This window comes from Acinetobacter endophylla, assembly GCF_053543775.1.
This window is the reverse complement of record NZ_JBLVOM010000234.1, coordinates 14,889-39,570: the sequence shown is the minus strand read 5'-3', so window position 1 is coordinate 39,570 and position 24,682 is coordinate 14,889. Positions and strand designations below refer to the sequence as shown.

Below are 24,682 nucleotides of genomic sequence, written 5' to 3'. Positions count from 1 at the left end.
CCATGTGAGAGTAAGTCATCGCCAGCTCATTATTCCAAAATCCCCCTCCGCATTAGCAGAGGGGGATTTTTTTAGGCCCGGGAATTTAGATAAGATATTTAACATATCTATCTCAAAGCTGATCAGATTCTTCTGAGGCAGATGATTTCTGTCAATTTGTTTGACCTAGTAGGATCTCTGTAAGGCTGGCTCTAAAAGAGTTTATAAGCTGATCTTGTAAATTTTGGCACATAAAAAACCAGCGAATCGCTGGTTTTTTATTGCAGACTATTTTAGCCAAACACGCGCATTACGGCTGCGATTAATACCCAAAGAATGACAATCGCCACGATGGGTTCAACAATCTTTGCCCATGTTGGGGTATTGATAACAATGACTTCTTCGACATCTTGATGCTGCTGATTCTGGCTTACCATTTGATTAAACTCCTTCATTGATGCTTCCAATGATAGCTCTTCTTGCACAATTGGTTTAGAGCCTTTGAGTTCTGTTAGCTTGTTTGTTGTCCAAACCCAATCATCTGCTTGACCAGATAAATGTTCAATTTGCCCGGTCAGTAATTCCTGAATGCTATGGATATTATGGTTGCCGGTATCATGCAGTTGTTTTAATTCAATAAGCTGTAAATGAAAAATTTCTGAAGTGCTGTGCTCAAGCTGGGCTCGATCCAGAGTAGATTGATTTTCCGGACTGGTAGCGAGATGACGCACGATTTCCAGGATATATAATTCATCAGGATGATTGATTTCATTATAAATTTTTTGTGGGTTATGACGCCATTCAGTAATAAGTTTTCCTAAAGTTAAGGCATTGATTTCTGATATATATTTTCGTCTTTCTTCTTTTGTATATTCTTTTAGAAGCTCAGGCTTTTGAGTCTCTATCTGTTCAACAAAATATTGTACTAAATCAAAAGCCATTCACTTGCTCCATTATTTTTAATCTAATAGTCTTAAAGTCGGTTTTTTCTTTGGTTGTTCAGTTTGTTCTTCAGTGCTTGATTTTAAAGCATCTTCATCATTTTGTGTATGCTCATATTCACCTGGATCAAAGAATAAACCTTGACTATTTTCACGTGCATAAATGCCGAGTACTGCTGCCATAGGCACATAAATATCACGAGAAACGCCACCAAAGCGAGCCGAGAAGCTAATGGCATCATTGCTCATATGCAGCGCATGTACGGCATGTGGCACAATATTCAGGACAATCTGTCCGTCTTTAATAAACTGCTCAGGAACCATGGTATTTGGACGTGTGGCATCCACCAGCAGGTAAGGCGTCATATTGTTATCACAAACCCACTCATAGATTGCACGTGCCATATAGGGACGGGTAGGGCTAAGGTTGAATTCTTGTTCGGACATGAGGTTTCTCTACGGGTGCTTGAGTTGCGCTGAATAACGGTTCTTTTCCTGTAATGTCATGGATTTTACAAAGGCAGGACGACTGAAAATTCGTTGGCAATATAAATAAAACGGACGGCATTGCTGCTGTGGTAATTCTACACCCATTTGTTTCAGACGGATAAAAATTGGTGCCAGCATACAATCCAGGATACTAAATTGTTCAGACATAAAATAGGGAAAATGCTGGAAGAGTGGCATCAGTGAAATCAGGATATCCTGTAACTGCTTTTGTGCCTGAGTTCTGGCTTTCTTATCCAGCGTATCAGGATGGCGTAACATGATATCAGCCAGCTTCAGCCAGTCATTTTCAAAGCGCCAGATGTATTGTCGTTGCTCTGCTCGGGGCATCGGAGCATCGGCATATAGTTTATTCTGACGATAACGATCATCTACATATTCTGAGATAATTGAAGTATTAAATAATTTGAGTTCATTTTCGATCAGCATCGGCAATTGATTATAAGGATTGAGACTGGCCAGATCCTCATCATCGACATCCACCAAAATCAGGTTATATTTAATCTGTTTTTCGGTAAGCACATAGCGAATCCAATGGGAACGAAAGTCATCGGCATGACTATAGAGAGTGATTCCTTGAAGAGGCGCGCTTTCGATTGACATAAATCCTGATGAGCTTCTAATGAATAGACTAGGATACTAAAATTCAACCTAAAAAGCACCAAGCATCAAAGATCAATCGGCTTGAGCCGAGGTAGATTATAAGAAAAACAACTGGAGGAAAATAAGATGCTGATCAAGCTTCCTGTCATTTTGCTGTTTATCTGTATTGGGATTGCAAATTATTATTTGATGAAGTCATTCTGGTGTCATGAAGGGGTATGGGGTAAGGATGTACATGAACAATAACGAGAAAATAGCTCTAAGTGACCAACTAACCGCCATAAAAAAACCCTGGAAAATCCAGGGTTTTTTGTCCGATTCGGTAAACGAATTAACGTTTAGAGAACTGAGGACGTTTACGAGCTTTACGTAAACCAAGTTTCTTACGTTCAACTTCACGAGCATCACGAGTAACGAAACCAGCTTGACGAAGAGCAGGTTTTAAAGTTTCGTCAGAAGCGATCAATGCACGAGTAATACCGTGACGGATAGCGCCTGCTTGACCACCAATACCACCACCAGCAACAGTGATGTAAAGGTCATATTTCTCAGTAGCTTCAAGAAGCTCAAGTGGTTGGTTAACAACCATACGAGCAGTTTCACGACCGAAATACTGTTCAAGAGTACGATTGTTAATTACGAGTTTACCAGTACCAGCTGATAGGAAAACACGTGCAGTTGCGGTCTTACGGCGACCTGTACCATAATTAGTAGCCATGTGCTGTTATCCCTTAGATGTCCAAAACTTGTGGCTGTTGAGCAGCGTGTGGATGCTCAGTACCTGCATACACTTTCATTTTCTTGATCATTGCATAACCAAGAGGACCTTTAGGTAACATACCTTTAACAGCTTTTTCTAGAACTGCTTCTGGTTTGTGAGCGATTAACTTTTCAAAGTTAGTCTCACGGATACCACCAGGGAAACCAGTGTGGCGATAGTATTTCTTATCTTGTGACTTTTTACCAGTCACAGTGATTTCTTCAGCATTGATAACAACGATGTAGTCGCCAGTGTCAACGTGAGGAGTATAAGAAGTTTTATGCTTACCGCGTAAACGACGAGCGATTTCAGTCGCAAGGCGACCTAAAGTTTTGCCAGAAGCATCAACAACGTACCAGTCGTGTTGAACTTCAGCTGGCTTAGCGCTGAGAGTTTTCATTAAACCACTACCTATTATAGTTGGTTTGGACTATGGAATCTGTCCAAACTAAAGGAGACGCGATTCTAAACGAATACGTGAAGAATCACAAATGAAAATTAAAATTTCAAGCGCTGTATTTTATCTAATCTCCCTGGTGAAAGAAAGACCTAAGCCTTTATATGCTACAAAAACTGCAACTATATTTGTAACCATAGTTTCAATGGTATCAAAATATTGATTTATAAGGACACTTTGCAATGATTACTACAGCGTAGGCGTGATCGGGTTATAATATTTCTCAGCTTTGCCAAATTGAGAAGATGATGCTGCCTTTATATGTCACCAGTGGGGAACCTGCCGGAATTGGTCCTGATATTTGCCTAAGTCTTGCAGATCATGTTGATGAGCGCCCGATTGTGATATTGGCGGATATGGATATGCTCAAGCAACGTGCTCAGACACTTAAATTGCCGGTTGAGCTGATTCCATATCAAGGGCAGGATGCATCTTCAGGCATCGGTGAGCTTTTTGTAGAACATGTACCCTTGCAGCAAGACGTCGTATTGGGTGAACTAAATCCGAACAATGCGGCTTATGTACTGGAGCAACTGCGTCGATCCGCAGACTATGCCATGTCAGGCAAAAGTGTCGGCGTCGCCACTGCACCCGTACAAAAGTCCGTGATCAATGAAGCGGGCATTTCTTTTAGTGGTCATACTGAGTATTACCAGGAATTTGCCGGTGTTCCACGTGTGGTCATGATGCTGGCCACCAAAACTTTACGCGTGGCCTTGGCCACTACACATCTTCCGCTTCGTGCCGTGGCAGATGCGATTACGCCTGAACGCTTGCATCAGGTGATTGATATTCTGATTCATGACCTGAAATCCAAATTCAAGATTGAACAGCCGAATATACTGGTTTGTGGCTTGAATCCGCATGCCGGTGAGGGCGGTTATTTGGGGATGGAAGAAATTGAAGTGATCAATCCGGTACTCGAAAGCTATCGTGCTCAAGGTATCAACATGAGTTTAAGCCTACCTGCTGATACTTTATTTACTCCAGAAAACCTAAAAGATGCTGATGCTGTTCTGGCGATGTATCACGATCAGGGCTTACCTGTGTTAAAATCACAGGGCTTTGGTGAAGCCATTAATATTACCCTCGGCTTACCGTTTATTCGAACTTCTGTTGATCATGGCACAGCACTCTCTCTTGCGGGGACGGGACTTGCGAAAAGTTCCAGCCTGCACGTTGCTGTCGATTTAGCCCTCGATCTGGCGCGCCACTGATTATTGTTCATCACTCACGTTGGAAATGTTTTTATGTATCAAATTAATGCCTTAAACCCAAAAGATGAAGGGCATCAGGCTCGAAAAAGATTTGGTCAAAACTTTTTACATGACCAGCGTGTCATTGCCAAAATTGTACGCTCAGTCAATCCGCGTCCAGGCCAGAACATTCTGGAAATTGGCCCGGGTCTGGCCGCTTTGACTTCACCTTTAATTGGTGAATGTGATGCCCTAACCGTACTTGAGCTGGATCGTGATCTGGCTGCTGGCCTGCCGGGTCGTGTGCCGCATCCTGAACGTTTAACCATTATTGAAGCCGATGCATTGAGATATGATTATTCTCAATTATTTCAGGAAGATCGTCCATTACGTGTCGTCGGTAACTTACCCTATAATATTTCAACGCCACTATTATTCCATCTCCTGGAATTTGGTGACAAAGTGCAAGACATGCATTTCATGCTGCAAAAAGAAGTCGTGGATCGCATTACCGCATCACCGAATACCAAAGAATATGGCCGTCTGTCGGTGATGATTCAATATTTCTGTAAACCGACTTTCTTGTTCGAAGTGCCACCTGGATCTTTTAATCCGCCTCCAAAAGTAACTTCTGCGGTATTCCGTTTAGAGCCTTATAAAGTTAAACCGATTGTGGCGAAGAATGAAAAAGCGCTGGCACGTCTGGTATCTCATGTCTTTACCCAGCGTCGTAAAACCTTGCGTAACAGCTTGAAGGGTATGTTGGTCGAAGAGGGTTTTGAAAAAGCGGGTGTTGACCCGATGGCGCGTCCAGAAACCCTGACCCTTGAACAGTTTGTTGCACTTTCAGATCAAATGGTGGCTTAAATTACGATGAACCGTACTGCTCGATATAATTATGTGATTGGTGATGTTCAAGGCTGTTTTGAGGCTTTGAAAGCTTTGCTTAAAGAAATCAAGTTTGATGCAGATCGGGATTTTATCTGGTTTGCCGGAGATTTGGTTGCACGTGGTGAAAACTCAATTGCAGCATTGCGGTTTATCAAAAAGTTAGCTGAACAAGGTGCGGCTGCGACGGTCTTGGGAAATCATGATTTGACTTTGCTGGCTTATGCGCGCGGCATCAAACCGGTGAAAGAAAAAGACAATGTTCGTGATGTGATTGATGCGATCGACAGTGATGACTTGATTGACTGGCTGCGCAAACAGCCAATGTGTCTATTTCCAAATGAGCAGACTATCCTGACGCATGCTGGGATTCCGAATATCTGGAGTGCAGAAAAAACTGCTCAATTGGCACAAGAAGTCGAAGCGATCATTGCTCATGATGACTTTGAGGTGCTGGATGATTTTCTGAAAGAAATGTTCGGGAAAGAGCCCGCATTCTGGTCGGATCAACTACAAGGCCATGAACGTATTCGCTGTATCGTGAACTACCTCACCCGAATGCGTTTAACTGACGCTGAGGGACGTCTGGAATACAGCTTTAAAGATGCGCTGGATGATCCGATGCCGGAAGGATTTAAACCTTGGTTTGAGTTTGAATCACAGGCCGCACAAACTCATCAGATCCTGTTTGGTCACTGGGCCGCCTTGAACGGTAAAACCATTTCGAACAAGATTCAGAATGTAGATGGCGGTTGTGTCTGGGGTAATCAACTCATGGCATTCCGCCTAGAAGATCAGCAGATGTTTGCAGTGGATAATCCGGTGATGTAAGTAAAGCTATTAAAAAAGCCACGTGATTACGTGGCTTTTTTAGTTTTAAAATTTAGTCTGCTCGAATCCAGGTCTGGTTACGGCCTAGAACTGAAACGCCTATGCTGGCACGTAAGGTTAAACGTTTACCGGTATTGTTTAAACGCATTTTTGCATCATAAATTTTACCTGCCAATGGATCGATAATACGACCTTTATCATAGTTCTTGGTGCCTTCAACCAGTTTTAAGCCTTTTAAAATGGTCATGCCTAAAATAGGCTGATTGGTATAAGGTGCAGGGCAGTTATTGCATTTTTCACGTGGATTATAGTCTGGGCGAGGCGTGATTTTTACAATTTTGCCTGAATAGGTATTATTTGCTTCTTTGCTAATGACGATAATCGCTTTAGCCGCCCCCGTTTTATCATCAATTTGTTGCCAGGTCCCGGTAATATCGTCTGCCCAAAGATTGGTCATACATCCTGCTGTAAGCGCGGCAAGTAATATTTTTTTAAACATAGAGAGTCATTCCAAAGAATTTTTATCATCGCCCGCTCATGTTAGAAATCTTACTAAAATAGTCAACACTTATCTGAATACTATAGAGTTGATACACTAAAAAAAAGCTGCCAATTTGGCAGCTTTTTTGAATAATGAGAATTAGGTACTAATCTTGGCGAATCCAGGTCTGGCTACGGCCTAAAGCGGACACACCGACATAACCACGCAAGGTTAAACGTTTACCATTGGCATTTAGACGCACTCGAGCATCATAAATTTTACCTGCCAATGGATCAATCACTTTACCTTTTTCATAATTATTGGTGCCTTCCACATGTTTTAAGCCAGTCAATACATCCATACCCAGGATCGGTTGATTGGTATAAGGCGCGGGACATTTATTGCAGGTCTTTTGTGGGGTATAGCCTGGACGTGGAGTCACTTTGATAATTTTTCCAGCAAAAGTTCCATTATCATTTTGACGAATTTCAATAATTGCTTTTGGTGAGCCGGTTTTATCATCAATTTGCTGCCAGATGCCCGTCAGATCCTGTGCATAAGCAGTCCCAGTCATCAGTGCAGCGATGAACATTAATCCTAATTTAGTTTGTTTCATTATATTTATGCCTTTTTTATAGATGAATAAAATATCCCCAACACAAAAGTGCTGTTTTTATTAATCCTGGCGAATCCAGGTTTGTGTGCGACCAATCGCAGAGATCCCGATATATCCACGTAAAGTCAGTCGTTTCCCATTGGCAGAAATCCGCCCTTTTAAATCATAAATTTTGCCAGTGAGTGGATCGAGTACCCGGCCATGTGCATAGTTATTTTTGTTGGTGGGTTTCAGTCCTTTAATGACGTCTAACCCCAAAATCGGTTTATCGGTATAAGGTGGTGGACATTTGACACATTTTTCCCGTGGTGTATAACCTGGGCGAGGTGTGACTTTATTAATCGTTCCGGTATACGAGCCATCAGCCTGCATTTTCATGTCAATCAATGCTTTAGGTGAGCCGGTTTTATCATCAATCTGTTGCCAGAGACCAGATAACTCCTGAGCAAAGGCCATAGAGCCTGTGAATAAAGAAGCTGAAAAAACAGTTAAAATTGCGATTTTATACATGCGATATCCTTATCCTTATTTTTTTATGAACATTCACCTAATTCCATGTGGTGAATGTTGACGCAAACTACGTTAATGCACTTTCATAATCTATATTGCATGAAAAAAGCATATGTTTAATATTCATACAACTTAATGCATTAAAATGCAAGCTTCTATCTACTAAAGCATAACCCCGTCACATTTTATTTAATAAAGCAGGAATTAATCCTGCTTAATCCAGGTTTGACTACGGCCTAGTGCTGAAACGCCGATATAGCCGCGTAGGATCAGACGTTTCCCATTAGCACTTAATTTTGCTTTGGTGTTATAAAGATTCCCTGATAATGGATCAAGCAGCTTGCCTTGAGCAAAACTGTTATTGCCGACGTGCTTTAAGCCAGTGAGCACATCCAGGCCGAGAATAGGTTTATTGGTATAAGGTGCAGGACAGGACACACAGTTTTCTTTCGGGGTATATCCAGGACGCGGGGTGATTTTTGTGATCTTGGCAGCATAGACGCCGGAAGCCGTCTCACGAATTTCGAGGAATGCTTTAGGTGAACCAGTTTTGTCGTCAATATTTCTCCATGTCCCTGAAAGGTCAGAGGCCAAAGCCAGATGGCTGAAAGAGGCTAAAAGTAAAGTTGAAAAAAATTGAACTTTATTCATATATCTGTTCCTAGGTTGGATTAGAGTTCTTACTCTATAGTAAGAACGATTACCACATAAAACAAATGAATAATTTGATTCACTAGTCACATTTTTTGCAAATAAAGTATAAAAGTTGGCAACCAGATCGCGGTGAAGACCGCATTTACCGCCATGCCAAAAGCAGCATAACGACCTGCAACACTGCCGCGCTGCCAGGCCTGAGCTGTACCAATGGCATGTGCAGCCAGTCCTAAAGCCAATCCGGAGGCACGTTCATCATTGATATGTCTCAGAATAAATGGAGAAAAAGCTGCACCAATCACACCAGAAAGAATCACGATCAGAATGACCATGCTGATGGGTGCATCCAGCAGGGTGGCAATATTAATCGCAATTGGAGTAGTCACGGCACGGGTAGCAAACGCCATAATGTCTGCAGAGGACATATGCAGCAGATAAGCCAGTCCCATCGGTAAGGCGACAGCACTGATACTGGCAAAAACCAAAATGCCGATAATGGCTTTGAGCGGCAAGTCATCGTAGCGCATCGCGGCCAGAGGGATAGCCAAGGCGACGGTCACATAGCCGAGTAAATGGTTGAAGAGAGGATTAACTTCATCCATGTAATTTTCATAGGGAATGCCCAGCACAAATAAAATCGCCAGTACAAAGAACATGCTGAACACGATGACGGGAATTTGCGGTATGAACCGGTTACAGGGTTTGGCAATCAGATAGGCGCTGAGCGTAACCGCAAAGCCATACAAAATAGATAACATGCGGAACTCCTATAACCAGCGCTTGGCCATTTTGGCGTAAATCCATAAAGGAATCAGGGTGCTGAAAAACATAATGAACAGAAAGGCCGGAATTTTCTGGCCCATATGTACCAGCATCATCAGTGCACCTGCACTGACAGGCAAGAAAGCAAAGGCGCTTTCCTTCATCAGTTTGTTATTGGTATCCACAAGGCGGGCGGGGAGTTTGCCAAAGTAGCGCCAGGTAAACAGCGCAATTAAAAGGCTCAATAACCCGACCAGATTGCCTAATTCAGGATGATTCAGTTGGGTCATTAACCAAACCGAAGCTTCCCGAAAGACAATAATAAGTAACAGGGTGCCGATCCATGCTGGCCAATCTATTCGTTTTATCCAGTTCATTGCTATAATCATTAATATTAATAAGTTTACTTATCAAGTTTTACTCGATCTTTGACTGGATTTCAAACGCTTCCAGTGGACGTTGAAACTGCTGCGCCTGTTTGCCCAGAATTTCATCCAAGGGTAAATGCGCCTGTTTAATCAATTGTTCCAGTTTTTGTGGCGCAATTCGAATGTGCAGATGCAGTTGGCCTTCATCATCATAATGTTCAGACTGAATCACATTCAGACCATAGAGCTGGTTACGCAGCTTGCCATAAGCGGGTTTCAGGATTAAATCGAAGGACTGTAGTTGCCCCATCAAGGACTCATGTACCGCTTTACGCAGCAGGTCGATACCTTCGCCACTATGTGCCGAAACATAGACCCGTTCCGGTTCGCCCGGGCGTCGATAAATAATTTTGGCTTCTTCACCGCTACAGTCAATTTTATTGTAAACCTGCAGGATCGGAACATCGGCTCCAATTTCTTTCAGCACTTTTTCTACAGCTTCAATCTGCTCCAGCATTTCTGGGCTGCTTGAATCAATGACATGCAGTAACAGCGTGGCTTCTACGGTTTCCTCCAAAGTTGCTTTAAAGGATTCCACCAGTGAATGGGAAAGATTACGGACAAAACCGACCGTATCGGCCAGCACCAGATTGCCGATCCCATCCCATTCCAGACGCCGTAAGGTTGGGTCCAAGGTTGCAAACAGCTGATCGGCTGCATAGACATCGCTGTTGGCGAGTAAATTAAAGAGGGTCGACTTGCCGGCATTGGTATAGCCGACTAAAGATACTGTTGGAACAGCTGCTTTTTGACGGGCAACACGGCCTTGCATCCGGGTCTGGCGGACTTTATCAATGCGTGCCTTGAGTTGTCCCATACGGATACGCAGCAAACGGCGGTCTGTTTCAAGCAGGGTTTCACCCGGGCCACGTAAACCGATCCCGCCTTTCTGGCTGTCGAGATTGCCACGACTACGAATTAAACGTGAAGATAAATGTTGTAACTGTGCCAGTTCGACTTGCAGCTTACCTTCATAGGTACGGGCACGCTGGGCAAAAATATCCAGAATCAGTTCAGTACGATCGACCACGCGGCATTTGATCACCTGTTCCAGATTTCGGGCTTGGGCCGGGGTCAGGGCATGGTCAAAAATGACCAGATTGGCCTCCAGTTCTTCAACACGTTCAGCAATTTCTTCTGCCTTGCCGGAGCCGATAAAAAATTTGGCGTCAGGTTTGACCCGCTGAGCATGAATATGTTCCAGAATTTCAGTATCTGCAGACTGGGCCAGCAAACGAAACTCTTCAGCATCAAGGTCATCCAGCATTTGTACGCTGACACTCACCAGAATGACGCGCTCTTTCCCTCGATGTTGTTGTAAATATTCCACTCAGGCCAATCTCCACTTGAAAACTTTAGTGTAGTTGAAAAAGGGCTGTGCAGATACTGAATTAGCGCGGCTTTGGTTTAGAGTGCGCTGATAAACAGTTGTGCAAGTGTTACCAGTACCACGGCATAGATGAAAGTGCCGCTCAAAATATATTTGAGCACTTGTAAAGGTTGAGGTGTGTCGTTCGCGGGCTGGGTTTGATCTGGCATGGCTACGATCCTTTTCAATCTAATATTTCGATAGTTTTAGTTCGAATGATTTTTTAATCCAATTAAAATTGAAGATATAGATGTTATTGGTCGATTTTTATTATCAATGCAAGTTGCGAATGAACAGTATAGAATGAGTTTAATTCGTGGATATTCCCTGTATCTCGCTTAGGATTTAATGACGTTTTTATGAATTCAACTGTACAAAACCAGACTCCAGATATCGAAGGCTTGGCCAAGTTTTTTCTGTATAGCCGGAAAATTACCGCCTCATTGGCCACCATCAGTGAGGGGTTTTATTTGGTTTTTCGTCATGGCTTATATAAAAATCCGAATAAACCGACCAATACGCGCTATGTGCAACATTTTTGCCGCCAGTTATGCAAAGTATTCAATATCGAAGTGCAGGTACATGGCGAGATTCCACGTGAACCCGCCTTATGGGTCAGTAATCATGTGTCCTGGCTGGATATTGCCGTTCTGGGTTCCGGAGCGCGCGTATTTTTTCTGGCAAAAGCAGAAATTGAGAACTGGCCGATTTTAGGGAAATTGGCCAAGGGAGGGGGTACCTTATTTATTAAACGTGGTTCAGGAGATTCCGTCAGGATTCGTGAACAAATTACCGGTTTCCTGAAACAGAATATTCCGGTGCTGTTCTTTCCTGAAGCGACGACTTCTGATGGGCGAGCCATCAAAAAAGTGCACGGCCGGATTTTAGGCGCTGCGATTGAAGCCCAGCGTCCTGTACAAATCTGTCTGATTTGTTATGTGAATCAGCAGGGCGAACTGGATATGGTTGCGCCGTTTGTCAATGACATCAGTTTTGCCGCCCATGTCAAAAAAGTACTGGAAATGCCGCAAGTCATTGCACATTTAGTGGCTTTACCTGCAATTGCCACGGAAGGGCATACGGTTGAAAGCCTGACCCGTGTGGTCCAGGAAAAAATGCAGACTGGCCTGGTTGAACTTCAGTCACGGGTATTAAAAAAGCCTCAATAAGAGGCTTTTTTATGGTTTCTGTTCAAAGAATCAAGCTTACATAAAACCTTCAATTGGCAGCCAAGACACCAGTTTAAGGCTAGCTTTCTGATACCATTTCATTTTTGGTTCTTTGGTAAACGTTTGAACGTCACCATTGGCTTTCTTGATTTTCCAGTTAATGTTCTGATTCGCATCCAGCACCAGTTTATAAGCATATTTGCTTAAATTTTTGTCCATGGTGTCGTGTACTGCACGTGCCAAAGACGGACTGTTTAGCAATACGCCAATTTCAGTATTCAAATAGGCTGAACGCGGATCAAAGTTAAAAGAACCAATAAATACCTGTTTTTGATCCAGCGCCATTAACTTGGCATGCAGGCTAGAACGACTCAGTCCTTTCAAGCTGACTTTGGCTTTTTTCGAAATTTCCTCAGTATTGGCATTTAGGTGATTGGCTTCTGGCGCTGCTAAGAACTCATACAGCTGCACCCCATTTTTCAATAGATCCTGACGATATTTGGCGTAAAAAGCATGCACCACAGCAACGTCGTTGGCCTTAAAAGAGTTGGTCAGGACGCGAACCTTGATATTTTCATTCGTCAGTTTCTTTAAACGGTCTGCACCAATTTTTTCCGGAACAAAATAGGCAGAGACAATATCGACACTTTGTTCAGGTTTTTCCAGACGCTGTAATAACTGGAAATTCAGATGTTCTTCGGTTTTGGCTTTGGCTTTGATTTTGCTCGGTGGGTCTTTGACTACTTCGGCTTCAACCCAATCCAGCTGAATGTTTTGTTCCAGCCATTGGTCAAAGGCTCTGGAACGATTAGCCAGATCCAGATAATTTTGAGTCGCTGGATCCTGACTATGGGTTTCTAGCTGTTGTTTTAAGCTTGGAAAACGTAAGCCATGATGCCGTGGATTCACCACCTCTTGTACCGGATAGGCATAATCATCATTCCAGTATTCATCGAAGGAATGAATGATTTCATCCGATGCTGCACCGACCAGCATCACATCGACATCAGAGAACTGATAGCTTTCACTGACATTATAATACTGGTTACTCATATTGCGCCCGCCAATCAAGGCAATCTGGTTATCGGCAATAAAGCTTTTATTGTGCATGCGGCGGTTAATGCGCTTTAAATCCAGCACCATGTCCATGGCGCGGTATTTACGAAAGCGATAGGGATTATACAGTTTGACATCGATATTTTGATGCTGGTTTAAGGCCAGATAAATCCCTTCCATTTTCTTGGCATTATTGTCATCCATCAGCAGGCGCACTTTTACGCCACGATCTGCTGCCTGAATAATCGCATGCAGGGCGAGGGCACCGATTCGGTCGTTATCCCAGATGTAATATTGCAGATCCAGACTACGTTCCGCTTTATTAATCAGCTGAATCCGCGCAGCCAGTGCTTCAAGCGGATCATACAGCACGCGGTAACCGGTCAGACCGATGTTCTGATCACGTAAAGGTTCAACAATTTGTGCCAGGCTGGTTTGCGATGTATCCGTTTCAAATGCCATCTGGCTTGGCTGTTCGGTTTGCTTGGGTAAGGTGCTACACGCAGGTAGACCCAGAACCAGACTACAGCTCAGTAAAATGCCGGCTTTATAGCGATGAGTGCGTATAAAACTTGAGGATTGAAGATGAACTTGATCGCGGGGAGCAGTGGCCATATAAGTCGAAGAATGAAAAATTAGAATTGAGTATAATTGCCAGCTATGAAAAGATAAATATAAAGCCAGTAATCTGCTGCTCGACTGAATAAGGCCAATTTATGTGGGATTCGAATTCCGTACTGTTTTATTTTTATCTAGGAATGGCGATTTTAGCCATCTGGGCTGTGGCTCAGGCATGGTCGAGCCAATCACGTACCGAAACCATTCATCCCTTTAAAGCTTTTGGTCATTTGCTGGCGTTTTATCTTGCCTATTTATTAATCCCTTTGTTTTTCTTCAGTATTTATGCTGGATGGACGGGTTATTATTCACTGCATGAAGCCATTTTTGTATTTTTACTCAGTGGGGTTTTGACTTATGCACGCTTTATCGAGCCGCATTTAATTCAAGTGAAAACGACACAATATCAGATCAATGCAGATAAACGTTTAAAGCAGCCGGTGAAAATCGCCCTGATCGCAGACTTACATATCGGTCTTTTTTCGGGTCATGAGCGTCAGTTGCGACAAATTGTACACAAATTAAATCATATTCAACCTGATTTGGTGGTGGTTGCTGGCGACTGGACTTACGAGCCAGAAAATAAACTGGCACAGGAACTGGCAGTTTTAAAAGAGATTCACGCTCCGGTCTATTCGGTCAATGGTAATCACGATGAGCAATATCCCGGACCGCCGATTCGCGAACTGTTGCACTATGCATTGCAAGTTAATCAGGTTATGGATATTGAAGGTCAAATTGTCGAATTTGATGAGTTTCGCCTTTTGGGCGTGGGTGATCTCTGGGCTGGAAAAGCCGATATGCGCAGTTTGCCAGACTTGCCTCAGGACAAGCCTTGGGTCATTCTTTCGCATAACCCGGATACGGTCGATATGATTCCCAAACTGCCGACGCGCCCTCTGATGCTGTCCGGGCATACTCATGGCGGACAGGTAGAGCTGCCTTGGCTAACTAATTACGTCATGAAAAAGGTTTCAATTTTGGGACATAAAAAGGGCATGTACCGCCATGAACATGCAGATGTGTTCGTTACTGTCGGTACCGGCTTGGTCGGTGTACCTTTCCGTTTTCGGGTGCCACCTACCATTGATATTATTGAACTGATCTAAATTCAGCCGGCATTCTGTACCGCGTTAACTGATGATCCAGACCAGAATCAGCAACACCACCGCGATAGCCGCCATCATCCAGATTTTCTTTTCAATTTTGCGGGTTGGCACATTTTCACGTAATTGTTGCGCAGTGATTTCAGCTTCTGTCGGTGTACTCAAGCTAGGATGGGTGGGGATTTCCAGTGGCGGTGTCACCAGGTCAATATCACCGGCATCATCACTAAAGCGTGGACCTGTACTCTCATGCTTCATGACCACATCATGTTCCTGCACAATTTCATCAATCACTTGCAGCGCCTGAGCTTCATCCAAGGGTGTATTCTCGGTGATATAGCGAACAGCTTCTAATTTTTTATCATCTTCCAGCAAAATAATGATATTGACCAACTGCTCCTGCGAGAGGTATTCAATAAGATCCTGCATGGCCTTGCCTCATTTTTTGAATTGAGTTCATTTGATTGTTGAGCAAATTTAACGAGATAAGTAGCCGAGTTTTGTTGTGAAATCATAAAAAAAGCCAGCATCAAGTGCTGGCTTTTGAATCAATCTAAAATCTTAGATCTGATTATTTACATCATCATTCTTGGTTTCACGAATCAGCAAAAACGCGACAAGTGACAGGATAGATGCTGCGGTCAGATAATAACCGACTGCAGATAAACCATAGGCTGTTGCCAGCTTGGTTGCGATTAACGGTGCAAATGATGCGCCGAAAATGCCTGCCAAGTTAAAGGTCAATGCAGAACCCGTGTAACGTACTGAAGTCGGGAAGATTTCAGACAATACAGTACCGATTGGCCCATAAGTTAAGCCCATAATCGCCAGACCAATACACAAGAACAGGAACACCACCAAGGTGCTGCCAGATTCAAGCATATCTGCAAAGAAGATACCGAAGATCGCAGAAATGACACATACCGCAATGGAAGTAGTCTTACGGCCAAATTTCTCTGCCAATACTGCTGAAAGCGGGATGAATGCAGCAAAACACAGGGTTGCAACTAACTGCAATTGCAGGAATTCTTCACGGGAATAACCGAGTTGTTTGGTTCCCCATTGCAATGCAAATACCGTAGTAAGGTAGAACACAACAAATGTACAGATTGCAGCAATCGTACCCAGAACTAGCATACGAGAGTGCTTTTTGAACACTTGAACAAAAGGAACATTTACTTCTTTTTGTTTATCCAGCACTTTCTGGAAAGCAGGCGTTTCATGCAGTTTTAAACGGATCCATAAACCGACAATTACCAACAAGGCACTTGAGATAAACGGAATACGCCAGCCCCAAGCCATAAAGTCAGCTTCAGACATGAAAGCGCCAAGCGTCAGGAAAGAACCTGTTGCCAGAATAAAGCCGATCGGAGCACCCAGTTGCGGGAACATGCCATACCAGGCACGTTTGCCTTCCGGGGCATTTTCAGTTGCAAGAAGTACCGCACCTGACCATTCACCACCCAGACCCAAGCCCTGACCTAAACGGCACAGTGCAAGTAACAGTGGCGCAGCAAGTCCGATTTGCGCATAAGTTGGCAATAGACCAATCGCAACGGTTGAAATCCCCATAGTCAGCAAAGCTGCAACCAAGGTGGCTTTTCGTCCGATCCGGTCACCTAAATGACCAAATAATGCTGCACCAATCGGACGGGCAATAAATGCAATGGCAAAAGTCGCAAGAGACTGAATGGTTGCGGTCATCGGATCTGTACTGGTAGGGAAGAACAGATACGGAAAAATAATGACAGCAGCGGTGGCATAAATATAAAAATCGAAGAACTCGATTGTGGTGCCTACCAAGCTCGCTGTTAAAACGCGAAATTTTGAATTTTGTGCTGGCTGAGCAGCAGAATTAGACGACGCCATGGAAAACCTTACACTTACTAAAAATAAAAAAACTTAGTTTTAAAAGCGTAATCTTTTTAAAAAAGGCGTAATTTTTTAAAAAAACAACTGCAATCTTCTCGCTTAAACTCGCTCAGGGTCACTGAAATGAAAAAGGAGATGATTAAATCACGTAAAGATAGATAGCCAGAAAATGTGATCCTGCGCCTATCAATACAAATATGTGCCAGATAGCGTGGGTATATCTTACTCTTTTTAAAGCGTAAAACAATGCACCCACGGTATAAGCCAATCCGCCAATGATGAGAAAGGTTAAAGATTGAGCACTTAGATATTGCTGCATATCATCCATGACCAGCAGTGCCAGCCAGCCCATGGCCAGATAAGCAGCCAAAGAAAGTTTCTGGAAACGATGAATGAAAACGAACTTGAAAAGTGTACCAAGGATGGCAATCACCCACAGCGCAATCAATAAATAATGGGCTTTAGGGGTGGGAATGGCGATTGACAGAAACGGGGTATAGGTTCCGGCAATCAAATAATAAATCGCGGTATGATCGACTTTTTTGTAAAAATAACGACGGTCTGCTGTGGTGGCCATATGGTAAAGCATGGAAGCAGAAAACAGCAAAATCATGCTGAGCGCATAGACCCAAAGCCCAATCCATTGTCCGGTACTTAGATAAGAACCTTTAATAATTAAAAGAATACCGGCAACAACGGAGAGTCCGGCACCTATACCATGACTGACATAGTTAATCCGTTCCTCATTCTGATCATAATCTGGAACCAGTGGAGCATTCTGCATCATTGTCATTCTTTCTTCAAATATACACTTGTATAGTAATTCAATTTTGCTTTTAGGTTAAGAAGATTTAAACTTGATATGCAATTCATTTCAGGTTTTATCTATGTCAACATTGGCAACTCTCTCGGACCAGGAACAGCAATTCCTGGATACATTTCAGCAAACTGTTGAAAGGAATCAGTTTGATCGTCTGATCTTAAGCCAGTATAAGGGTGAGCTGCAGGATTTAGAGAAAATGACCTGGCGAGTCATTACATTAAATGAACAACGGGTATTGAGCTGCCTGTATCGCTACAAGACGCAGGATGTCACTAAAAACTATCCTTTGGAAGAAGCGTTATCGCAGGTGACTACATTGTTAGCATGTTGCAAGCAAGCCAATCTGATGACAGTAGATGAAGAATTACAGCTGAAAAAAAACAAGAAAAAAGCCATGTTGACACGCAGTAAACATAAAGCAGCGATGAATCAGGTGAAGCCTGCTGAACAAGGTCATGACCGGATTAAACAACGTTTTGTCGATCAGGACAGTATCTTTCTCCAGCATCTCGGTATTACCGATCAAAAAGCGCAAATCATTCCGAGCATGGCGCGCAAATGGAAGCAGATTAATAAGTTTGTGGAAATTTTCTCAGGTGCATTGGCACAGATTAAGCCACAGGCCGAAGGCCTGCGCGTGGTGGATTTTGGTTCGGGTAAGGGCTATCTAACCTGTGCTTTATATGACTATATGCAAAAACATGGTCAAACGCCGTATGTCACTGGAGTAGAGCTTAATCCGAAAATGGTTGAGTTCTGCCAGAATGTCGCGCAGCAATCCGGTTTTGATCAGCTGGACTTTTTCCAGGGGGATGTGCGTACTTATGCGCCGGAACGTCTGGATGTAATGATTGCCTTGCATGCCTGTGATGTAGCAACAGATTTTGCGATTCATAGTGGGATTCGCCTGAATGCACAGATGATCATGTGTGCGCCATGTTGTCATAAGGAGTTACGTCCACAGTTACAAGCACCGAAAGCCCTGAGTCCGATGTTGCAATTCGGTATTCATGCGGGGCAGCAGGCCGAAATGCTGACTGATACCATACGTGCTTTACTGCTCAAAGCTTATGGTTATGAAACCAAAGTTTTTGAATTTGTGGCGCTGGAACATACCAGTAAAAATAAAATGATTCTGGCGACAAAGCGTAAAGACTATCAACAACCTGATCAGGCGGTTCTGGCACAAATTAAGGCCTTGAAAGAGATGTATGGAATCCAGAAACATTCACTGGAATTGTTGCTCAATGATCAGTGGGACCAACAGGGAATTGGATCTAAATGCTAAAAAATCCAGAGCTGAAAATAGTATCCGGGAGCTGGAAGGATTTGGCTGAGCATGCCAAAGCGATTCGTGAAGCCGTGTTTATCCAAGAACAGAATATCGCAGCTGAAGATGAGTGGGATGCTGAAGATGCGGTTGCTGTACATTTTATTGTTTTTCAGCAGGATCAGGCGATTGCCACAGCACGGTTATTGTCAAATAACAGTATCGGTCGGGTTGCAGTCCTAAACACAGCACGTGGTTTAGGTGTTGGTCAGCGCTTGATGCAGGCCGTGATTGACCATTCGCGTGCAGAGCAGCGCGAGTTGGTCAAGCTGTCTTCGCAAGTGCATGCCATTGGCTTCTATCAAGCGCTGGGATTCGAAGTTCAAGGCGAGGAATATCTGGATTGTGGCATTCCACATATTGATATGTATTTAAAGCTTTAATTTTCAGCCATTCAAATATAAAAAAGCGAGGCATTGACCTCGCTTTTTTATGCATAGACTGAATCTGGATCAGTGGCCATGTGCTGCATTTGAGCTGTGCTCGGCATTATCCATATTGGCATGTTCTTCAGCTGACATATGATGCTCAGCGGCTGTCGTATCTGTAGGAGCCACATTGGCAGCTTCACGTGCTTCACGATCCGCCTGAGCTTTGGCAAGCGCTTCTGGAGACATCGTTGGTGCATTTTTAAAAGCGTGTTGCTGGGTCGTTTGTTTATTTTGCTGGCTTGGCATGTAATCCGGTTCATTACTTATCGCGAGCCAAAAAATAAGCATGAATAATCCACCTAAAATACAGAAGATGATAAGTGCTTTCCAACCCCAAGGAGATTTTTCAGGTGAACTGTGATCAGTCATAGGTCTTACCCACGTGGATACCAAACTTATGTAACTTTATAACATAAATTGATCAAAAAGCAGATCAAAATCTGTCATCACATGACTCTGTTCATTGTTTGAAGCAAAGCTGGAAGATAAAAAAGAGGAAACACGTTCCTCTTTTTATTTAAGTGCTCAAATTATTGAATCGGCTGAGCGTGTGCTGCACGATCGTTGAGAAGCTGTGGAGCTTTAAAACGTTCACCATATTTATTTTCAAGTACTTTGGCACGGGTCACGGCTTTGGCTAAACCATACTGATTCAGGAATTGCACAGCACCGCCCGTCCAGGCGGCAAAGCCAATACCAAAAATAGAACCGACATTGGCATCGACCACAGATTCCAGGACACCTTCTTCCAGACAGCGCACGGTATCTAATGCCTGTACAAACAGGAAGCGGTCAATCATTTCCTGTTCAGAAATATCGTTGTCTTTTTTCCAGTGGCTGAGGCCAGTCCAGAGCTGCTTTTTGGCATCGGCCGGATAATCATAAAAACCTGCGCCTGTAGCCTTACCTTTACGGTTAAATTCGTGAATCATGCTGTGAATCACGTCATCAGCGGGTGATTTAATGATGGTCTGACCTTGTGCTTCTAAAGCTTTGTATCTTTCATTGGCTACATGTTCAGATAATGTTAAGGACACTTCATCCTGAATCGCCAACGGGCCCACTGGCATACCGGCTTTGAGTGCAGCCATTTCAATTCGCGCTGGATGCACACCTTCTGCCAGCAGACGCAAGCCTTCCTGCACAAAGCTACCAAACACGCGGCTGGTAAAGAATCCCCGGCTGTCATTCACCACAATCGGTAATTTGCCAATTTGCTGCACGAAATCGAAAGCTTTGGCCAGCGTTTCTGCCGAGGTGTTTTTACCTTTGATAATTTCCACCAGCTGCATTTTATCGACCGGACTGAAGAAATGCAGGCCGATGAAGTTCTGATCATTTTTTGAAGCCTGGGCTAAATCTGTAATCGGCAGGGTCGAGGTATTAGATGCCATCACGCCGTTGCTGGCAAGATATTGCTCTGCCTCTTGCGTGACTTGAGCCTTGAGCGCGGGATTTTCAAAAACTGCTTCAATGATCAGGTCGCAACCTGCTAGATCTGCATTAGATCCAGTCGTTTGAATCAGGCTTAAAAACTGATCTCGTTTCTCGGCTGTTAAACGCCCTTGAGCGACTTTTTTATCCAGCAGTTTCTGGCTGTAGGCTTTGCCTTTTTCAGCCGCTTCTAATGAAATATCTTTTAGAACGACTGGTATGCCCTTGCTGGCAGTAGCGTAGGCGATCCCAGCACCCATCATGCCTGCGCCCAAAATGCCGACTTTAGTGGCTTTCCACGCTGCAATACCTTGAGGGCGACTGGCGCCGGACTTGATTGCATTCAGACCATGCCAGAAGGTGCCAATCATATTTTTAGAAATTTGACCGATGGTAAGATAAGTAAAGTAACGTGATTCAATGGTCAGGGCTGTATCGACATCGACCTGTGCACCTTCTACCGCAGCTGACATGATTGCTTCAGGTGCAGGGTAGCAGCCTTTGGTCTTATCGCGCAGCATCGCCGGAGCAATTGCCAGCATCTGGGCAACTGCTGGTGTCGAAGGGCTACCACCCGGAATTTTATAGCCTTTTACATCGAAAGGTTGTTGTGACTTTGGATTGGCTTTGATCCAGGCAATGGCTTTTTCTAAGAGTCCATCTGCACTGTCTGCGAGATCGTGAATCAGCCCTAAAGATCTGGCTTTGTCGACTCCAAACTGTTTGCCTTCCATCAATAAAGGAAGGGCATTTTGCAGACCGAGCAGGCGGACGCTACGGACGATACCACCGCCACCTGGTAATAAACCCAGTGTGACTTCAGGTAGGCCAAATTTGCTTTTAGGGTCATTCAGGGCAATACGATGATGGGCACACAGGGCAATTTCCCAGCCACCGCCAAGCGCCGTACCATTCAATGCAGCAACGACAGGAATACCGCGAGTTTCGATATAGCGTAGTTTGGCTTTCATCGCTTCAATCATATTGAAGAATTCAGTTGCATGTTCAGGAGTGGCTTGAATCAGTTCATCCAGATCACCGCCAGCAAAAAAAGTTTTTTTCGCTGAACGGAAAATAATCCCGGCAATATCTTCATCTGCTTGTAACTGGACAACGACTTCATCTAGTGCCGTGCGAAAGTCGGCATTCATGGTATTGGCAGACTGGTTTGGAGAATCAAACGTTAAAATAACAATATTATCTTCATTTTTTTGATATTGAATTGCGCTCATTATTTTTCTCCTTATACCAGTTCAATAATGGTTGCGATGCCCATACCGCCACCTACGCAAAGTGTAGCCAGACCCCGCTTTTTGCCTTGGCGTTCTAACTCGTCCAATAACGTCCCTAAAATCATCGCACCAGTCGCACCGAGTGGATGTCCCATGGCAATTGCACCGCCGTTGACATTCACCTTGGCAGGATCAACCTTCATTTCATTGATAAAGCGCATCACCACGGCAGCAAAGGCTTCATTGACTTCAAACAGGTCAATATCATCAATTGTTAAACCGGCTTTCGCCAAGGCCTTACGAGCAGCCGGGGCAGGACCGGTCAGCATAATCGTTGGATCCGCACCGACCAGCGCAGTGGCCAGTACTTTGGCACGTGGCTTCAGACCTTGTTCTTTTACCGCTTGTTCCGATGCGATCAAAACCACAGCCGCGCCATCGACAATGCCTGAAGAATTCCCGGCATGATGCACATGGTTGACAGCACCGACTTCAGGATATTTTTGCAGGGCAATTGCATCAAAGCCCATTTGCCCCATAGTGGCAAAACTTGGATTGAGTTTGCCCAGGCCGGCTGCGGTCGTTGTCGGTTTGATAAATTCGTCTTTGTCCAGAATCACCACACCAGCTTTGTCTTTTACCGGGATCACGGATGCATTGAAATAACCATTGGCTTGAGCGGCAGCTGCTTTCTGTTGTGATTGTTCGGCAAATTGATCTACATCAGAACGCGTATAACCGTCAATCGTGGCAATCAAATCTGCACCAATACCTTGTGGAATAAAGTCACAGGCCATATTGGTCTCAGGGTCCAGTGCCCAGGGTCCACCGTCGGAACCCATCGGCACGCGGGACATGGATTCGACTCCACCTGCCACAACCAGATCTTCCCAGCCAGAACGGACTTTTTGTGCGGCCAGATTGATAGCTTCCAGACCGGAAGCACAAAAACGGTTGATTTGCACGCCTGCTACATTATTGTCCCAGCCGGCAGCGATGGCAGCCGTTTTGGCAATGTCGGCACCCTGATCACCAATCGGGGTGACGCAACCGAGCACGATATCATCCACTTTTGAGGTATCAAATTGATGACGAGCCTGAAGTTCGTTGAGTAAACTAGTCAGTAATGAAATGGGTTTTACTTGATGTAAAGATCCATCTTTTTTGCCTTTTCCGCGTGGCGTACGAATGGCGTCAATAATATATGCCTCGCTCATAGCATGTTCCTTTTATTGATTTAATGAAAATTATTCTAATGATTCGAGTGTAATCCTTAATTTTTGAAGTGCAATGACGAGAACGGGTCAGATCAATTGAGCGATTTAGCCAATTGTAATTATAAAAAAGCCTAAGCTAATGCTTAGGCGGAGAGAACTGATTTTAATTTTTAAATGTTATTTCGCAACATCATTTGATTAATGATAGCCATGCAATTGACGATACAGACCCGGGGTTACACCGGTCCATTTCTTGAAGGCGCGGTGGAAAGTACTAGTTTCACTGAAACCGACTTGTTGTGCAACATCTTCAAGGGTTAGATCCGGATTAAGTAATAAGTGAATTGCAGCATCACGGCGTAAGGCATCTTTTACGCCTTGATAGCTTTTGCCTTCGGCTGCCAGACGGCGGCGCAAGGTTTGTGGTGATAGATATAACATCGACGCGACATCGTTTAATGTCGGCATTTCTTCCCCAATCTGGCTCTTCAGCACATCACGAATCCGTGAAGTCAGCGAGTTGGTGTTTTTGAATTTCACTAGCAATTGTGCCGGCGCAGCTTTCAAAAACTCTTCTAAGGTTTCTTCATTCTGACGAATTGGCAGGTCCAGATAGTCCGCAGCAAAAGTAATTTCGGTACGTGGCATGTCGAACTGCATCACCGGCGCAAAGAACAGGGCATCATATTCATCGGCATGGGCTGGACGTGGATAGCTAAAATGCACGCGTTCCAGTGGCAGGCGACGTTCAATGAGCCAAGACGCCAAGCCATGCCAGATCATCAACATGCTTTCAGTAATAAAATGATCCGGATCCATTGCATTTGGAATGAGTGGAACAAGACGAGCTTCGTGTTTGTCACGCTCCAGGGTCACCGACCATTCATCACCAAAGAGTTTGTAGAACTGGGAAGAAAGTTCTAGTGCATCACCGAGGGTTTTGGCATGAATGATGAGCTGGCACATGATCGCAAAAGTACCCAACCGGCGTTGCTGTTTGTCAAAGCCGACATGCTCGTCCTGGGTCACCATCCACAGCATTTTAATAAAGCGGGTATATTGTTCAGGCGAAATACGCGCTTTGGGCTGATGCAGCAGTTCTGCTTCAATCCCGACGTGAGACAATAAAGTATCGACATCCATGCCCAGACGCTTAACGCCAGATAAGGCAGCATTGACGAAGTGGATACTGATTGTATCACGACTCATGTTTAATCCTTCAGTCTCTTTAATGTTCACTAATAATTGACCTAAATGACGAAAAATAATAAAGCAATGGCAATTTACAAGAATACCTTTGCCATTTTCTTACATATTAGATTGCCGAAACTATCAAGGTAAATGGCTGAACATGACATTGTTTTTATGCATTTATGTGCATAAGATGTTGAAAAAAGCAATATAAGTAGAGC

At 44.0% G+C, this 24,682-nt stretch carries 28 protein-coding genes; 7 read left to right on the top strand and 21 right to left on the bottom strand.

Translation table 11 applies throughout. The features are described from left to right. Positions 1 to 272 precede the first annotated feature (272 nt). The 5 genes from ACNPNW_RS07950 to rplM form a co-directional block, all read right to left on the bottom strand. The gene (locus ACNPNW_RS07950; protein WP_004281678.1) at positions 273 to 920 is read right to left on the bottom strand and encodes a hypothetical protein; all 648 of its coding nucleotides are present in this window, start codon (positions 918 to 920) and stop codon (positions 273 to 275) included. 18 nt (positions 921 to 938) lie between these two features. Then, complete coding sequence (locus ACNPNW_RS07945) at positions 939 to 1,367, bottom strand: ClpXP protease specificity-enhancing factor (protein WP_005248014.1); 429 nt, start codon at positions 1,365 to 1,367, stop codon at positions 939 to 941. 9 nt (positions 1,368 to 1,376) lie between these two features. Next, on the bottom strand, positions 1,377 to 2,030 hold the full coding sequence (locus ACNPNW_RS07940; protein WP_448766856.1) for a glutathione S-transferase N-terminal domain-containing protein: 654 nt from the start codon (positions 2,028 to 2,030) through the stop codon (positions 1,377 to 1,379). A gap of 331 nt (positions 2,031 to 2,361) precedes the next feature. Further along, on the bottom strand, positions 2,362 to 2,748 hold the full coding sequence (gene rpsI / locus ACNPNW_RS07935; RefSeq protein WP_005007735.1) for a 30S ribosomal protein S9: 387 nt from the start codon (positions 2,746 to 2,748) through the stop codon (positions 2,362 to 2,364). Positions 2,749 to 2,761: 13 nt separating this feature from the next. Then, positions 2,762 to 3,190 carry a 50S ribosomal protein L13 gene (gene rplM, locus ACNPNW_RS07930; protein WP_004281682.1) on the bottom strand — a complete coding sequence of 143 codons (429 nt, stop codon included), beginning with the start codon at positions 3,188 to 3,190 and terminating at the stop codon, positions 2,762 to 2,764. A 305-nt stretch (positions 3,191 to 3,495) separates the two neighbouring features. Between rplM and pdxA the strand changes: the two genes are divergently transcribed. Genes pdxA through ACNPNW_RS07915 form a run of 3 tightly spaced genes read left to right on the top strand, consistent with a single transcriptional unit; the run spans position 3,496 to position 6,162 of the window. Next, complete coding sequence (pdxA, locus tag ACNPNW_RS07925) at positions 3,496 to 4,464, top strand: 4-hydroxythreonine-4-phosphate dehydrogenase PdxA (protein WP_448766857.1); 969 nt, start codon at positions 3,496 to 3,498, stop codon at positions 4,462 to 4,464. Between the two features lie 33 nt (positions 4,465 to 4,497). Continuing rightward, the gene (rsmA, locus tag ACNPNW_RS07920) at positions 4,498 to 5,310 is read left to right on the top strand and encodes a 16S rRNA (adenine(1518)-N(6)/adenine(1519)-N(6))-dimethyltransferase RsmA (RefSeq protein WP_004645966.1); all 813 of its coding nucleotides are present in this window, start codon (positions 4,498 to 4,500) and stop codon (positions 5,308 to 5,310) included. Positions 5,311 to 5,316: 6 nt separating this feature from the next. Continuing rightward, positions 5,317 to 6,162 (top strand): symmetrical bis(5'-nucleosyl)-tetraphosphatase, encoded by an 846-nt coding sequence (locus ACNPNW_RS07915; protein WP_448766855.1) that lies wholly within the window; start codon positions 5,317 to 5,319, stop codon positions 6,160 to 6,162. Positions 6,163 to 6,214: 52 nt separating this feature from the next. Here the strand turns inward: ACNPNW_RS07915 and ACNPNW_RS07910 are convergent, their stop codons facing one another. The 8 genes from ACNPNW_RS07910 to ACNPNW_RS07875 all read right to left on the bottom strand — a co-directional run bounded on the left by ACNPNW_RS07910 (position 6,215) and on the right by ACNPNW_RS07875 (position 11,152). Further along, a complete protein-coding gene (locus ACNPNW_RS07910; protein ID WP_004281686.1) occupies positions 6,215 to 6,661 on the bottom strand; it encodes a DUF2147 domain-containing protein in 447 nt (148 codons plus the stop codon). Positions 6,662 to 6,809: 148 nt separating this feature from the next. Then, positions 6,810 to 7,259, bottom strand: a complete 450-nt coding sequence (locus ACNPNW_RS07905) for a DUF2147 domain-containing protein (protein ID WP_085064220.1) — start codon at positions 7,257 to 7,259, stop codon at positions 6,810 to 6,812. A 60-nt stretch (positions 7,260 to 7,319) separates the two neighbouring features. After that, complete coding sequence (locus tag ACNPNW_RS07900) at positions 7,320 to 7,769, bottom strand: DUF2147 domain-containing protein (RefSeq protein ID WP_005106117.1); 450 nt, start codon at positions 7,767 to 7,769, stop codon at positions 7,320 to 7,322. 204 nt (positions 7,770 to 7,973) lie between these two features. Further along, positions 7,974 to 8,420, bottom strand: a complete 447-nt coding sequence (locus tag ACNPNW_RS07895; RefSeq protein ID WP_004281689.1) for a DUF2147 domain-containing protein — start codon at positions 8,418 to 8,420, stop codon at positions 7,974 to 7,976. A gap of 86 nt (positions 8,421 to 8,506) precedes the next feature. Continuing rightward, a complete protein-coding gene (locus ACNPNW_RS07890) occupies positions 8,507 to 9,181 on the bottom strand; it encodes an LrgB family protein (protein WP_044111685.1) in 675 nt (224 codons plus the stop codon). Positions 9,182 to 9,190: 9 nt separating this feature from the next. Then, positions 9,191 to 9,562, bottom strand: a complete 372-nt coding sequence (locus ACNPNW_RS07885) for a hypothetical protein (RefSeq protein WP_004281691.1) — start codon at positions 9,560 to 9,562, stop codon at positions 9,191 to 9,193. A 40-nt stretch (positions 9,563 to 9,602) separates the two neighbouring features. Next, entirely contained in the window at positions 9,603 to 10,943 is a 1,341-nt protein-coding gene (gene hflX / locus ACNPNW_RS07880; protein WP_448766854.1) for a ribosome rescue GTPase HflX, read from the bottom strand. Positions 10,944 to 11,020: 77 nt separating this feature from the next. Beyond that, a complete protein-coding gene (locus tag ACNPNW_RS07875; protein ID WP_448766853.1) occupies positions 11,021 to 11,152 on the bottom strand; it encodes a hypothetical protein in 132 nt (43 codons plus the stop codon). Between the two features lie 189 nt (positions 11,153 to 11,341). On the opposite strand from ACNPNW_RS07875, the gene ACNPNW_RS07870 reads away from it, so the two are divergent. Beyond that, entirely contained in the window at positions 11,342 to 12,151 is an 810-nt protein-coding gene (locus ACNPNW_RS07870) for a lysophospholipid acyltransferase family protein (protein WP_180180537.1), read from the top strand. A 36-nt stretch (positions 12,152 to 12,187) separates the two neighbouring features. On the opposite strand, the gene ACNPNW_RS07865 is transcribed toward ACNPNW_RS07870, so the two are convergent. Continuing rightward, on the bottom strand, positions 12,188 to 13,822 hold the full coding sequence (locus ACNPNW_RS07865) for a phospholipase D family protein (RefSeq protein WP_338839976.1): 1,635 nt from the start codon (positions 13,820 to 13,822) through the stop codon (positions 12,188 to 12,190). Positions 13,823 to 13,923: 101 nt separating this feature from the next. Here ACNPNW_RS07865 and ACNPNW_RS07860 point away from each other — a divergent pair, with 101 nt between their 5' ends. Then, positions 13,924 to 14,934 (top strand): metallophosphoesterase, encoded by a 1,011-nt coding sequence (locus ACNPNW_RS07860; protein WP_044111688.1) that lies wholly within the window; start codon positions 13,924 to 13,926, stop codon positions 14,932 to 14,934. 24 nt (positions 14,935 to 14,958) lie between these two features. On the opposite strand, the gene ACNPNW_RS07855 is transcribed toward ACNPNW_RS07860, so the two are convergent. From ACNPNW_RS07855 to trhA, 3 genes are all read right to left on the bottom strand, one after another. Continuing rightward, positions 14,959 to 15,360, bottom strand: a complete 402-nt coding sequence (locus ACNPNW_RS07855) for a hypothetical protein (RefSeq protein WP_005252762.1) — start codon at positions 15,358 to 15,360, stop codon at positions 14,959 to 14,961. Positions 15,361 to 15,492: 132 nt separating this feature from the next. Continuing rightward, positions 15,493 to 16,800 carry an MFS transporter gene (locus ACNPNW_RS07850; RefSeq protein WP_448766852.1) on the bottom strand — a complete coding sequence of 436 codons (1,308 nt, stop codon included), beginning with the start codon at positions 16,798 to 16,800 and terminating at the stop codon, positions 15,493 to 15,495. A gap of 142 nt (positions 16,801 to 16,942) precedes the next feature. Continuing rightward, the gene (gene trhA / locus ACNPNW_RS07845) at positions 16,943 to 17,587 is read right to left on the bottom strand and encodes a PAQR family membrane homeostasis protein TrhA (RefSeq protein WP_081406389.1); all 645 of its coding nucleotides are present in this window, start codon (positions 17,585 to 17,587) and stop codon (positions 16,943 to 16,945) included. Between the two features lie 103 nt (positions 17,588 to 17,690). Between trhA and ACNPNW_RS07840 the strand changes: the two genes are divergently transcribed. Together ACNPNW_RS07840 and ACNPNW_RS07835 are read left to right on the top strand one after the other, a co-directional pair. Beyond that, the gene (locus ACNPNW_RS07840) at positions 17,691 to 18,914 is read left to right on the top strand and encodes a class I SAM-dependent methyltransferase (RefSeq protein WP_448766851.1); all 1,224 of its coding nucleotides are present in this window, start codon (positions 17,691 to 17,693) and stop codon (positions 18,912 to 18,914) included. Next, the gene (locus ACNPNW_RS07835; protein WP_448766850.1) at positions 18,908 to 19,339 is read left to right on the top strand and encodes a GNAT family N-acetyltransferase; all 432 of its coding nucleotides are present in this window, start codon (positions 18,908 to 18,910) and stop codon (positions 19,337 to 19,339) included. The genes ACNPNW_RS07840 and ACNPNW_RS07835 overlap by 7 nt, the downstream gene beginning before the upstream one ends. 69 nt (positions 19,340 to 19,408) lie before the next feature. On the opposite strand, the gene ACNPNW_RS07830 is transcribed toward ACNPNW_RS07835, so the two are convergent. The 4 genes from ACNPNW_RS07830 to ACNPNW_RS07815 form a co-directional block, all read right to left on the bottom strand. Continuing rightward, the gene (locus ACNPNW_RS07830; RefSeq protein ID WP_448766849.1) at positions 19,409 to 19,756 is read right to left on the bottom strand and encodes a hypothetical protein; all 348 of its coding nucleotides are present in this window, start codon (positions 19,754 to 19,756) and stop codon (positions 19,409 to 19,411) included. Between the two features lie 161 nt (positions 19,757 to 19,917). Then, the gene (locus tag ACNPNW_RS07825; RefSeq protein ID WP_448766848.1) at positions 19,918 to 22,053 is read right to left on the bottom strand and encodes a 3-hydroxyacyl-CoA dehydrogenase NAD-binding domain-containing protein; all 2,136 of its coding nucleotides are present in this window, start codon (positions 22,051 to 22,053) and stop codon (positions 19,918 to 19,920) included. Positions 22,054 to 22,064: 11 nt separating this feature from the next. After that, positions 22,065 to 23,270, bottom strand: a complete 1,206-nt coding sequence (locus ACNPNW_RS07820) for an acetyl-CoA C-acetyltransferase (RefSeq protein WP_448766847.1) — start codon at positions 23,268 to 23,270, stop codon at positions 22,065 to 22,067. 198 nt (positions 23,271 to 23,468) lie between these two features. Continuing rightward, positions 23,469 to 24,479 carry an AraC family transcriptional regulator gene (locus ACNPNW_RS07815; RefSeq protein WP_005106131.1) on the bottom strand — a complete coding sequence of 337 codons (1,011 nt, stop codon included), beginning with the start codon at positions 24,477 to 24,479 and terminating at the stop codon, positions 23,469 to 23,471. Positions 24,480 to 24,682 lie beyond the last annotated feature (203 nt).